Genomic DNA, 12725 nt, shown 5'->3' with positions numbered 1-12725 from the left:
GACGGATTTCATGTATCAACCTGTCGCTTTATTTATTGGCCTGCGCTATATGCGCGGACGCGCATCAGACCGCTTTGGCCGGTTTGTCTCCTGGTTATCCGCGATTGGCATCACGCTGGGCGTGATGGCGCTGGTCACCGTGCTTTCTGTCATGAATGGCTTCGAGCGCGAACTGGAAGGCAATATTCTGGGCGTGATGCCTCAGGTGGTGATCTCGACGCCGCAAGGTTCGCTGAACCCGGCGTTGATTCCTGCTTCCTCCTTAGACTCGCTGGAGAGTGTGACGCGCGTTGCACCGCTGACGACGGGTGATGTCGTGCTGCAAAGCGCTCGCAGCGTCGCCGTTGGCGTCATGTTAGGGATTGACCCTGATGAGAAGGAGCCGCTGTCACGCTATCTGGTCAACGTCAAACAGCAGCAGCTTCAATCTGGCCAGTATCAGGCCATTCTGGGCGAAAAACTGGCTGAACAGTTAGGTGTTAAAGCAGGCGATCAGGTTCGTATGATGGTAACGAGCGCCAGTCAACTCACGCCGATGGGACGTATTCCCAGCCAGCGTATTTTTACCGTTGCCGGAACCTTTGCCGCCAACAGCGAGGTCGATGGCTACCAACTGTTGGTTAATCAGCAGGATGCGTCTCGTTTGATGCGCTATCCGGCGAACCATATTACCGGCTGGCGTTTATGGCTGGAAAAACCGCTGTCAGTTGATACGCTGAGCACGCAAACGTTGCCGGAAGGCACGGTCTGGAAAGACTGGCGCGAACGTAAAGGCGAGCTATTTCAGGCCGTACGCATGGAGAAAAATATGATGGGGCTGTTGCTCAGCCTGATCGTGGCCGTGGCGGCGTTCAATATTATTACCTCGCTGGGTTTACTGGTGATGGAAAAACAGGGTGAGGTTGCCATTCTGCAAACGCAGGGGCTGACTCAACGTCAGATTATGGCGGTGTTTATGGTGCAAGGGGGGAGTGCTGGCGTGATTGGCGCGTTGTTAGGAGCATTGCTGGGGGCGCTGTTAGCCAGCCAACTGAATACGCTGATGCCAATACTGGGCGTATTGCTGGATGGCGCTGCGTTACCAGTAGCAATCGACCCCGTTCAGGTGGTGACGATTGCCGTTGCCGCAATGGTGATTGCCCTCTTATCGACACTTTACCCGTCATGGCGCGCTGCCGCCGTTCAACCCGCTGAGGCTTTACGTTATGAGTGATTTACCGTTATTGCAGTGTAATAACCTGTCCAAGCGCTATCAGGACGGCAACCTGTCTACCGACGTGTTGCGCGATGTCTCTTTTGAGATGAGCTGCGGGGAGATGATGGCGATAGTCGGGAGTTCGGGCTCGGGCAAAAGTACGCTGTTGCATATGCTGGGTGGGCTGGATACGCCAACGTCAGGCGAAGTGATTTTCAAAGGCCAGCCGCTCAATACGCTCTCGGCGGCGGCAAAAGCCGATTTACGCAATCGTGAGTTGGGTTTTATTTATCAATTTCACCACCTGCTGCCGGATTTTACCGCGCTGGAAAATGTGGCAATGCCACTGCTGATTGGCAAAGTGCCAACCGCGCAGGCACAGGATAAAGCACGAGAAATGCTGGCAGCGGTTGGGCTGGAAGCACGCAGCCACCACCGTTCATCGGAACTGTCCGGCGGTGAACGGCAGCGTGTCGCGATTGCCAGAGCGCTGGTTAACAGCCCCTCGTTAGTGCTGGCGGACGAACCGACTGGTAATCTCGATCAGCGCACGGCGGATACCATTTTTGAACTGTTGGGGGAACTGAACGTCCGGCAGGGCACCGCCTTTCTGGTGGTGACGCACGATTTGCAACTCGCCAGCCGGCTGAACCGCCAATTGGAAATGCGCGACGGTCAGTTGCAGCAGGAACTGACCCTGATGGGAGCGCGGCAATGATATTTCCTCCGCTCTCGTTGCAGATTGGCCTGCGCTTTAGCCGTGGCCGTCGGCGTGGCGGCATGGTTTCGCTGATTTCGGTCATTTCAACGCTCGGGATTGCCCTCGGTGTGGCAGTGTTGATTCTCGGCCTGAGCGCGATGAATGGCTTTGAACGCGAACTGAACAACCGCATTCTGGCCGTGGTGCCGCATGGTGAGATCGCACCGGTCAATCAGCCTTTTGACGGCTGGCAGGATATCTTGCCGAAAATCGAACAGGTTCCCGGCGTTGCCGCCGCTGCGCCTTATATCAATTTCACCGGGCTGCTGGAAAACGGTGCCAAGCTTCAGGCGATTCAGGTAAAAGGCGTCGATCCGCAGCAGGAAACACGCCTTAGTGCGCTGCCCAATTATGTGATAAACGGTGCCTGGCAGCGGTTTCGTGCAGGCGAGCAGCAGGTCATTATCGGTCAGGGCGTGGCGAAAGCGCTGAATGTGGCTGAAGGTGACTGGGTTACGGTGATGATCCCGAACAGCGACCCGGAAATGAAGCTGATGCAGCCTAAACGTATCCGGCTGCACGTTAGCGGTATTTTACAGCTGAGTGGCCAGCTCGATCACAGCCTGGCGCTGATTCCGCTTGCTGATGCCCAGCAGTATCTGGATATGGGACAGAGCGTAACGGGGATCGCTATCAAGGCTAAAGATGTCTTTTCCGCCAATAAACTGGTGCGTGATGCGGGGATGGCCACGAAATCTTATGTCACTATTCGCAGTTGGATTGGCACCTATGGTTATATGTACCGGGACATCCAGATGGTGAGAACTATCATGTATCTGGCGATGGTTCTGGTGATTGGCGTGGCCTGTTTTAATATTGTTTCGACGCTGGTGATGGCGGTGAAAGACAAAAGCAGCGATATCGCGGTCTTGCGTACGCTGGGTGCACCAGACGGGCTGATTCGGGCTATCTTTATTTGGTACGGTTTATTAGCCGGGCTGCTGGGTAGCCTAATAGGCGCTGTGATTGGTGTGATCGCGACCCTGCAACTGACGCCGATTATTCGCGGCATTGAGTCCATCATCGGCCATAAGCTGCTGTCCGGCGACATCTATTTTATCGATTTCCTGCCGTCGGAACTGCATATGATGGATGTCTTTGTTGTATTAGGGACGTCGCTGGTGCTGAGCCTGATTGCCAGCTGGTATCCGGCGCGGCGCGCCAGCCGGATTGACCCCGCCCGCGTGTTGAGCGGACAGTAAGTGATTGGCGAGTAAGAGAAGCCAACGTACATGCGGATTGAGAGATGACGGGGATATTCCCTATCGTGTGGAAAAGCTCTCACACCCTAAGGAGCGGTCATGTACTACGGTTTTGACATGGGCGGCACGAAAATTGAGCTGGGCGTGTTCGACGCGCAGTTGAACAAGGTGTGGCAAAAACGGGTGCCGACCCCGCGCAATAGTTATGATGGTCTGCTCGCGACGCTGGTCGATCTGGTGCATGAAGCCGACGCACAAGCAGGGGTTCAGGGAAATGTCGGTATCGGTGTACCGGGCGTGCAGACAGGGGACGATGGGGGGCTATTTACCGCTAACCTGCCTGCGACGATGGGAAAACCGCTACGTGTAGATTTGTCACAGCGTTTACAACGGGATGTTCGCATCAGCAACGACGCCAACTGCTTTGTGCTGTCGGAAGCCTGGGACGCAGAGTTTCGCTCGTATCCTGTTGTACTGGGTATGATTTTAGGTACAGGGCTGGGCGGTGGTCTGGTGATTAACGGACGTCCGGTCGACGGACGCAACGGCATCGCGGGGGAGTTTGGTCATCTCCGCCTGCCGTCCGACGCGCTGGATATCATCGGCGTGGATATTCCCCGCGTGAAGTGCGGCTGCGGTCAATCCGGCTGTATCGAGAATTATATTTCCGGCCGTGGTTTTGAATGGCTGTACGAGCATCTGTATGGTGAAGCGCTGCCTGCCGTGACGATTATCCGGCACTATCGTGGCGGAGAAGAAAAAGCGCAGGAGTTTGTCGATCGCTTTATGGATTTGTTGGCGGCCTGTTTGGGCAATCTACTGACCCTGTTCGATCCACACCTGCTGGTGTTGGGCGGCGGCCTGTCGAATTTTGATGAAATTTATCAAATTCTGCCGACGCGCCTTCCGTCACGACTTTTACCGATTGCGAAACTGCCACGTATAGAGAAAGCGCGTCATGGCGATGCGGGCGGCGTACGTGGTGCGGCGTTGCTACACTTAATGGATAACTAGCTGGAGAAAGTATGTATACGCGTCAACGATTAGGGCGATTTCATAAGGGAAAGCGGATGCGGCAACAGCGTCTTCGTGCGCGTATTTTCCATCGTGATTATCTGGCTGCAAGCGAAGTGAAAAAACCGCGCGTGGTGGTACTGACGGGCGCAGGTATTTCAGCAGAGTCGGGTATCCGTACCTTTCGCGCGGCCGATGGCCTGTGGGAAGAGCACCGCGTTGAGGATGTTGCGACGCCCGAAGGCTTTCAGCGTAACCCCGAGCTGGTGCAGGAATTTTATAACGCCCGCCGTCGTCAGCTACAGCAGCCGGAAATTGTACCCAACGCCGCACATCTGGCGTTGGCGAATCTGGAAGCGATGTTGGAAGACAATTTCCTGCTGATTACACAAAACATCGATAACCTGCATGAACGTGCTGGCAGCAAGCGCGTCATTCATATGCACGGCGAGCTACTGAAAATCCGCTGTAGCCAAAGTGGGCAGATTTTTGAGTGGCCTGACGATCTCGCTGTCGGTGAACGCTGCCACTGCTGTCAATTTCCCGCGCCGCTACGCCCACATGTGGTGTGGTTTGGTGAAATGCCGCTGTACATGGACAAGATTTACCATGCGCTGTCGCAGGCCGATTACTTTATTGCGATTGGCACGTCGGGGCATGTCTATCCCGCCGCTGGTTTTGTCCATGAGGCTCATTCGCACGGTGCCTACACGCTGGAACTGAATCTGGAGCCGAGTCAGGTAGAAAGCCAGTTTGATGAAAAAATGTATGGCCCCGCCAGCACCGTCGTACCCGAGTTTGTCGCGGCCTGGCTGACGCGCGGTCAAAGCATTAAGTTTTAAGTGCCCACAAAAAATTTTAAGCATCCGCAAAAAGAGAAAGCGTCATGAATCGTGTGAGGATGGCGTTTTCTCTTGCCGATCGTTGCCGCAGCAACATTCATCAAGCTGATCGAAGGGCAACATCGCGGCGTGGTTAAAGAAACAATATTCACTCTCGCTACAGTGAGTATGCGAAACGGTTTCTGTCGGCGAGTCCGCTTGCGGATGCGGTGGCCGTGCTCCATGAAATGATAAGGTTCGTCGGAAAAAGCCCAGCATAGCGTTACCCTCACGATGTCTTATGAAAGACAAATGTGTTAATGAGAGTTATTCTCACTAATGTCAGCTAAGCGTAGTTGATAATCCGACTATGCGGGAATGACAATTGTCAAAAAATATATACTCGTCATACTTCAAGTTGCATGTGCGTTGGCCGCGTTCACTCACCCGAATCACTTACTTGAGTAAGCTCATCGGGATTCTTTCCCTTGCCGCCTTCCTGAAACTTGAATTATTTAGAGTATAATAACTACCGTTTTTCTATCCGCTTGCCATGCCTGAATCGACAAAGGCTTAGATCGATCAGAATGTCCGCCGGGCTTCGGCAGCCAGTTCTTTTAGATAATTCAGATCGCACAATTCCACTTGATGACCCCGATAGGTAATGTGACCTTGCCGCTTCCAGTCTGACATTAGTCTGCTTAGCGTTTCACTGCGCATTCCTAATGACGTCGCAAGCTGGCCTCGGCTCACTGGTAATGTCAGATGCTGAGTTTGCTGAATGTGGTGCTGCCGCAGCAGATAATCTGCCAGACGCTGTGGCGCGGAGCTGGAGGTCAGCCAGTCGATTTGGTTGATCGTCGAGTAGAGTTTCTTGCCCAGATAGTTGAGCAAACGCAGTGCCAGCTCTGGGCGCTGCAAGCAAAACTGGTGAATATCCTGCCGTGGGATCATCAGCGTGTGGCCATCGCTCTGCGCGCGAATATTCATCGGGAAGCGACCGTGATCCATAAATACAGCGGCAATAGCGACAAATTCTCCGCGCTCAAACTGCCCGAAAATCTTCTCATCGCCGCCATAGGTATGGCGAAAGGCCTGCAATTTTCCTGTTTCAACCAGCAAACAGTGCTGCATTTTGTCGCCTTCGCGAAACAGAATGTCATCCTGCCGGAAAAATAGACGCTCGCTTTTTGCCAGTAGCTCACACACCACGTCGCTGGGTTCACCGTGCATCCAATCATGCTGAAACAGCACCTCGCCGTATTCATCGGGCGATAGCACTTTTTTGACAAATGTCATTTGCCCTCCCAGAGGCTGGTATTACCATCAAGTTAGTAAATGAAAATAATAATCACTTGCATGAATTCGGCAAGCAAAATCACGGCGCGCTGAATTGGAGGGGACAGGGTATGAGCGATCATGAAGCTGGACATAAATTTTTAGCCCGATTGGGGAAAACGCGTCTGCGTCCCGGCGGCAGAAAGGCAACCGAGTGGCTGCTCAGTCAGGCTGGGTTCCGACAGGACAGCGTAGTATTAGAAGTCGCCTGCAATATGGGCACCACGGCGATGGAGATTGCGCGTCGATTTGGCTGTCAGGTTATCGGCGCGGATATGGATAAAGTCGCGCTACAGAAGGCGCAAGAAAATGTGGCAGCGAACGGTTTAGCCTCGCAGGTCACGATTATGCAGGCAAATGCGCTGGAACTGCCGTTCCCCGATAATCACTTTGACGTAGTGATTAATGAAGCCATGCTGACGATGTATGCCGACAAAGCCAAGAGCCGCATTATTGCCGAATACTATCGCGTGCTGAAACCCGGTGGTCGCCTGATTACGCACGATATCATGCTACTTTCCGAGAAAGATACTGGGGCATTGCAGGCGGTGGAACAGATGCATAAAGCGATCAACGTGCATGCCCAGCCGATGCTGCGTGAGCGCTGGGTGACGTTGTTTCAGGAGTGTGGTTTTAGCAAGGTCAGCTACGATAACGGCGCAATGACGCTGCTGACGCCACAGGGGCTGATTTATGATGAAGGGCTAGTGGGTGCGGCGCGTATCGTAAAAAATGCGCTGAAGAAAGAAAACCGCGGCATGTTCTTCAACATGTTTCATACCTTCCGCCGCAATCGGAACCAGCTTAACTATATTGCGGTATGCAGTACCAAATAAGAGCGGTATGCGGCACTACGGCGTTTTGACCGTGCTGCGGTAATAAGGAAAATGCGTGTAAGGTAAGCGAAATCGTTTAACATACATGACAATACTTAATTACCGCTGGGCGATATCCCGCTGAAGCACGCTATGCCGTTACTCCATTACAGCCAGCTAAAACAACAGCAGTGCAGACGCGATCGTCGGAGTCTGGCACTGCTGTTGGCGTTTCTCGCACTCACGCTGGTCGTAAGCCTGTGCGCCGGGGATCTCTGGATTTGGCCGACGGCCTGGCTGGATGACGCTCAGCAACTCTTTGTCTGGCAACTGCGTTTGCCCAGAACGCTGGCCGTGATGCTGGTGGGGGCCAGTCTGGCGATGTCGGGCACTGTGATGCAGGCTGTCTTTGATAATCCGCTGGCGGAGCCGGGGCTGCTGGGCGTGGCGAACGGCGCAGGTGTGGCCTTAGTGCTGACGGTTCTGCTGGGGCAGGGATTACTGCCCGTCTGGATGTTAAGCCTGAGCGCGATTGCTGGCGCGCTGCTTATTACCTTTCTGTTACTCCATTTTGCCCGTCGGCATATCTCCAATACCCGTTTATTACTCATCGGTATTGCGCTCGGGATTATCTGTAGCGCGGTGATGACCTGGGCCGTCTATTTCAGTACCAGCCTCGATTTACGCCAACTGATGTATTGGATGATGGGCGGCTTCAGCGGTATTGACTGGCGACACGGCTGGTTGATGTTGGCACTCTTGCCGCTGTTGCTGTGGTTGAGTCGTCAGGGGGCGGTGTTAAATGGGCTGACGCTGGGTGAGATTCAGGCGCGCCAGTTAGGTATCCCAGTCTATCGCTGGCGCACCATTCTCGTGTTGGTGATGGGCGTGCAGGTCGGCCTGAGCGTGGCGCTGGCCGGTATCATCGCGTTTATTGGCCTGGTGATCCCACACATGTTACGGCTGTGCGGGCTGACGGATCAGCGTTATTTATTGACCGGATGTGCATTGGCTGGCGGCAGCGTGCTGCTACTGGCGGATACGGTCGCGCGTGTTGCGCTAAGTTCAGCCGAGTTGCCGATAGGCGTGGTTACCGCTACGCTGGGATCGCCGTGGTTTATCTGGCTACTATTACGCAATCGACTGTAGCGAGATGTCTTGTTCTATCCACTCTTGTTGATCACTGAAGGGAGCAAAACGATGAGCACTGAAATCTATACTATTCCGCTGACCACCATCGACGGGAAAGCGACAACGTTTGAAGCGTTTAAAGGGCAGGTGGCTTTAGTCGTCAATGTCGCCTCTCAATGCGGCCTGACTAAACAATACGACGCGTTGGAAAAACTCTACGAAACCTATCGCGACAAAGGTCTGGTCGTGCTGGGATTCCCCTCCAATGAATTTGCAGGGCAGGAACCGGGCTCGGAAGAAGAAATTCAGGAATTCTGCTGTGGGACGTTTGGTGTTCAGTTCCCGATGTTCAGCAAAATTGAAGTAAATGGCGAGAACCGTCACCCGCTGTACCAGTTATTGATTCGCCAGCAACCAGAAGCCAATGGAACCTGGAAAAGTGACTTTTTTGCGCGTTTAGTCAATAAAGGCCGTAAACCCAAGAATCCAGAAGACATCCTGTGGAATTTCGAAAAATTCCTGGTGGATCGCGAAGGGCAGGTGATTGATCGCTTTGCGCCAGATATGGCACCTGACCATGACACCATCGTGAAAGCGATCGAAGAGGCATTGGCAAAATAATTGACGCAGCAGACTTCCCCAGTATTACAGCTGTTGCAGGCTAGCGCCTTGCCGCGTTTGTCGCCGACGAATGCGGAGTGTCATCGTGGTGAATTGCTGCACATTATCGGCCCGAACGGCGCAGGAAAGAGTACCCTGCTGGCAAGAGCGGCTGGCTTACTGGCGGGGGAAGGTGATGTCTGTCTGGCCGGCATGCCGCTGTCGCAGTATACGGCAGCGGATCTGGCCATGCGGCGCGCCTATCTGGCACAGCAGCAACCACCGCTGGCGCTGATGCCGGTATTCCAGTATTGGCAACGGCATCAACCGCCGCTGGCTCAGGAAGACGCGGTCGAAAAGGTGGTGCATTTTCTGGCAGAACGCCTGATGTTAACCGACAAACTGGCGCGCCCGCTCACGCAGCTGTCGGGAGGCGAGTGGCAGCGTGTTCGGCTGGTGGCGGTGCTGTTGCAGATTTGGCCGACGATCAATCCGCACGCGCGTTTGCTGCTGCTGGATGAACCAACTAACAGTCTGGATGTGGCGCAGCAGGTGGCGCTGGATGCGTTGCTGAGTGAACTCTGTCGTTTGGGGATTGCTGTCGTGGTTTGCGCACACGATCTGAACCACAGCGCCCACCATGCGGATCGCGTGTGGCTGCTGTCGGCAGGGACTCTGGTGGCGCAGGGCGAAACGGCGGATGTCATGCTGCCGGACGTGCTGTCTCCTGTGTTCGGGGTCGCGTTTCAGCGGCATGTGGTGGATGGCAGAAATTGGATCATCACGCGCAGCGCCTGACTGCTGTCGCGAGGAGATGGCGTCGTTAGAAAATAGGAAAAATCGCCTTTACTTGCCAGAGGCCCCGATTAAACGCTAAATTAATCAATACCTAGCATTTTCAAACGCTAGAGGACTATGGCCTCGGCGGTTTTATGGTAATCGCGATGATACGTTTACGACATGCTTTGATCCTCGCCAGCCTGATTTTGGTCGGCTGTAGCAGTAGTCGACATAATAATCCGCCGCCGAATGCGCGTCTGAGCGATTCGATCATGGTGATGGTGCAGCTAAACGATCAACTCGGGCAATGGTACAGAACGCCTTATCGCTATGGCGGGTTGGATCGTAATGGCGTCGATTGTTCTGGCTTTGTTTACCTGACATTTCGCGATAGGTTTGGCATGCAACTGCCGCGCACCACGGAAGAACAAACCGAACTGGGCGAGCGCGTTGACCGCGATAACTTGTTACCGGGTGATTTGGTCTTTTTCAAAACGGGCAGCGGTAGCAGTGGGCTGCACGTCGGCATTTATGACAAAGACGACCAGTTTATTCATGCCTCCACCAGTCAGGGCGTCATCCGCTCGTCGCTGGATAACGTGTACTGGAAACGGGCGTACTGGCAGGCCCGCCGCATCTGATTCCTTCCTTATTTTGTTTTGTTGACAGCATGGAGCTATCCACTCATGTCCTCTCTGCGTTTATTAATCTCCGACTCTTACGATCCCTGGTTTAATCTGGCCGTTGAGGAGTGCATCTTTCGTCAGATGCCTACCACGCAGCGGGTACTGTTTTTATGGCGCAATGCGGAAACTGTAGTCATTGGGCGCGCCCAGAATCCGTGGAAAGAGTGCAATACGCGGCGGATGGAAGAAGATGGCATCAAGCTGGCGCGGCGCAGCAGCGGTGGTGGAGCGGTCTTCCACGATCTCGGCAATACCTGCTTTACCTTCATGGCGGGCAAACCGGAATACGATAAAAGCGTCTCAACGCAGATTGTTCTGGATGCACTCAGTTCGCTTGGGTTAAAGGCTAGCGCCTCGGGGCGTAACGATCTGGTGGTGGAAACCGCGGACGGCGTGCGCAAGGTGTCCGGTTCTGCCTACCGCGAAACCAAAGATCGCGGGTTCCATCACGGTACGCTACTGCTGAACGCAGATCTCAGCCGCTTAGCCGATTATTTGAACCCGGATGTTAAGAAACTACAGGCAAAAGGGATTACGTCCGTGCGTTCCCGCGTTGCCAATCTGATGGAATTACTGCCTTCTGTCGATCATCAGGTGATTTGTCAGGCGGTGACGCAGTCTTTCTTTGATTATTTTGGCGAACAGTGCGAGCCGGAAATGATCTCGCCATCTGCCCACCCAGATCTACCCGGATTCAGCGAACAGTTTGCGCGCCAAAGTAGCTGGGAATGGAACTTCGGTCAGGCGCCGGATTTCTCGCATTTACTGGATAACCGCTTTATCTGGGGCGGCGTTGAATTACATTTCGATGTGGAACGCGGCGTGATCGTTCGTGCCCAGATTTATACCGATAGCCTGAATCCCGCGCCGTTAGAAGCACTCGCCTCCGCATTACAGGGAACGGCGTATCGTCCAGAAGCGTTGGCGGCTGCGTGTCAGGCACTGATTACCGCTTTCCCCGAACAGCAAAACGAATTGCAGGAACTGGCCCATTGGCTGGAGCAGAGTTTGCGTTAATGCAGTAAATGGTGTTTTTAGAATAAATAATATGACTGTTAGAACAAGGGGAACACCGAGGTTTTTATCTGTTTGTTGGGTGTGGGGCAGGAAAAAGTGAACTTAATGGAAGAGAGACGAGGTTTCACAAACAAAAAAGTCCGCCGAAGCGAACTTTTTATGTCTTACTTTATGTAGGCAAAACCAAATGCAATTCTTATTTTATTGATTTTACTTAATATATGGCGGTGAGGAAGGGATTCGAACCCTTGATACGTTTTCACGTATACACACTTTCCAGGCGTGCTCCTTCAGCCTCTCGGACACCTCACCGTGGTCTCGCCGTCTTGTATATCAGCGGACGGCGCTAATGTAGGTAAATTGCTGAACAGCGTCAACAAACTTCTGCATTCACTGCGCGCAATTAGCTAAAGTTAACGCAATTTGTTGCTTTGCTCACCGTTTTTGCGCTCGCCTTCATCCATTCCCCGCCGTTACGCAAAATGCTGATGTTTCATTTGTGTTAATCATGCGTTGTAATTTCGCTCACTGGCTGCGGAATACCCCTGAAAATGGTATGCTGACTTGCAAACGTTGACCCAGGAGAACCTATGTATCCCGTCGATTTACATATGCACACCGTTGCTAGCACGCACGCTTACAGCACCCTGCATGATTACATCGCTGAAGCACAGCAGAAGAATATCCGTCTGTTCGCCATTACCGATCATGGCCCGGATATGGCGGATGCGCCGCATTACTGGCACTTCATGAATATGCGCGTGTGGCCGCGTTTGGTTGATGGCGTCGGTATCCTGCGCGGTATCGAAGCGAATATTAAAAACATTGAAGGCGATATCGACTGCACCGGCCCCATGTTGGATCAGGTGGATGTGATAATCGCGGGCTTCCATGAGCCAGTTTTTCCACCACAGGATAAAGATACGCATACTACGGCGATGATCGCGACCATGGCACGTGGCGACGCGCATATCATTAGCCACCCTGGCAACCCGAAATTTCCCGTCGATATCCGCGCGATTGCGGAAGCCGCGGCGAAATACAACGTGGCATTGGAGCTGAATAACTCTTCTTTTATGCATTCACGCCAAGGCAGTGAACCAAACTGTCGGGCGATCGCGGAAGCCGTGCGTGACGCGGGTGGGTTACTTTCTTTAGGTTCCGATTCCCATATTGCCTTTTCTCTGGGAGACTTTACCCACTGCGAACGCATTTTGCAGGAAGTGAATTTCCCGCAGGATCGGATATTAAACGTAAGCCCTCGGCGCGTGTTGGATTTCCTCGAACAGCGTGGAATGCCGGCTATCGCTGAACTTGCTGATTTGTGACGTTGTCACTTAAAGCAATGTCACTTAAAAATAAACAG

General features: G+C 53.4%; 13 protein-coding genes and 1 tRNA gene. 12 read left to right on the top strand and 2 right to left on the bottom strand.

Translation table 11 applies throughout. The annotated features are described in order from the left end of the window. Positions 1–10 precede the first annotated feature (10 nt). The 5 genes from lolC to cobB all read left to right on the top strand — a co-directional run bounded on the left by lolC (position 11) and on the right by cobB (position 5013). Positions 11–1213 (top strand): lipoprotein-releasing ABC transporter permease subunit LolC, encoded by a 1203-nt coding sequence (lolC, locus tag JFY74_12350; protein QQG26925.1) that lies wholly within the window; start codon positions 11–13, stop codon positions 1211–1213. Continuing rightward, entirely contained in the window at positions 1206–1913 is a 708-nt protein-coding gene (lolD, locus tag JFY74_12345) for a lipoprotein-releasing ABC transporter ATP-binding protein LolD (GenBank protein QQG26924.1), read from the top strand. Before lolC ends, lolD begins: the two co-directional genes overlap by 8 nt. Continuing rightward, the gene (lolE, locus tag JFY74_12340) at positions 1913–3157 is read left to right on the top strand and encodes a lipoprotein-releasing ABC transporter permease subunit LolE (protein QQG30533.1); all 1245 of its coding nucleotides are present in this window, start codon (positions 1913–1915) and stop codon (positions 3155–3157) included. The genes lolD and lolE overlap by 1 nt, the downstream gene beginning before the upstream one ends. Before the next feature lie 99 nt (positions 3158–3256). Next, entirely contained in the window at positions 3257–4171 is a 915-nt protein-coding gene (gene nagK / locus JFY74_12335) for an N-acetylglucosamine kinase (protein ID QQG26923.1), read from the top strand. Between the two features lie 11 nt (positions 4172–4182). Beyond that, positions 4183–5013, top strand: coding sequence for an NAD-dependent protein deacylase (gene cobB / locus JFY74_12330; protein ID QQG26922.1), 831 nt, complete (start codon positions 4183–4185; stop codon positions 5011–5013). Between the two features lie 561 nt (positions 5014–5574). On the opposite strand, the gene JFY74_12325 is transcribed toward cobB, so the two are convergent. After that, on the bottom strand, positions 5575–6291 hold the full coding sequence (locus JFY74_12325; protein QQG26921.1) for a Crp/Fnr family transcriptional regulator: 717 nt from the start codon (positions 6289–6291) through the stop codon (positions 5575–5577). Between the two features lie 110 nt (positions 6292–6401). Here JFY74_12325 and JFY74_12320 point away from each other — a divergent pair, with 110 nt between their 5' ends. From JFY74_12320 to JFY74_12295, 6 genes are all read left to right on the top strand, one after another. Continuing rightward, positions 6402–7166 carry a methyltransferase domain-containing protein gene (locus JFY74_12320; GenBank protein QQG26920.1) on the top strand — a complete coding sequence of 255 codons (765 nt, stop codon included), beginning with the start codon at positions 6402–6404 and terminating at the stop codon, positions 7164–7166. 132 nt (positions 7167–7298) lie between these two features. Continuing rightward, positions 7299–8294 (top strand): vitamin B12 ABC transporter permease BtuC, encoded by a 996-nt coding sequence (btuC, locus tag JFY74_12315; protein QQG26919.1) that lies wholly within the window; start codon positions 7299–7301, stop codon positions 8292–8294. A 51-nt stretch (positions 8295–8345) separates the two neighbouring features. After that, entirely contained in the window at positions 8346–8897 is a 552-nt protein-coding gene (locus JFY74_12310) for a glutathione peroxidase (GenBank protein QQG26918.1), read from the top strand. Next, on the top strand, positions 8898–9674 hold the full coding sequence (btuD, locus tag JFY74_12305; protein QQG26917.1) for a vitamin B12 ABC transporter ATP-binding protein BtuD: 777 nt from the start codon (positions 8898–8900) through the stop codon (positions 9672–9674). Between the two features lie 149 nt (positions 9675–9823). Then, on the top strand, positions 9824–10297 hold the full coding sequence (locus JFY74_12300; protein ID QQG30532.1) for a C40 family peptidase: 474 nt from the start codon (positions 9824–9826) through the stop codon (positions 10295–10297). Between the two features lie 45 nt (positions 10298–10342). Continuing rightward, the gene (locus tag JFY74_12295) at positions 10343–11359 is read left to right on the top strand and encodes a lipoate--protein ligase A (protein ID QQG26916.1); all 1017 of its coding nucleotides are present in this window, start codon (positions 10343–10345) and stop codon (positions 11357–11359) included. A gap of 222 nt (positions 11360–11581) precedes the next feature. On the opposite strand, the gene JFY74_12290 is transcribed toward JFY74_12295, so the two are convergent. Further along, positions 11582–11671, bottom strand: a tRNA-Ser gene (locus JFY74_12290). A 278-nt stretch (positions 11672–11949) separates the two neighbouring features. On the opposite strand from JFY74_12290, the gene JFY74_12285 reads away from it, so the two are divergent. Next, entirely contained in the window at positions 11950–12687 is a 738-nt protein-coding gene (locus tag JFY74_12285; GenBank protein QQG26915.1) for a phosphatase, read from the top strand. Positions 12688–12725 lie beyond the last annotated feature (38 nt).

The organism is Pectobacterium carotovorum, from assembly GCA_016415585.1.
Taxonomy (GTDB): Bacteria; Pseudomonadota; Gammaproteobacteria; order Enterobacterales; family Enterobacteriaceae; genus Pectobacterium; species Pectobacterium carotovorum_K.
This window is presented reverse-complemented; position numbering and strand designations above follow the sequence as displayed.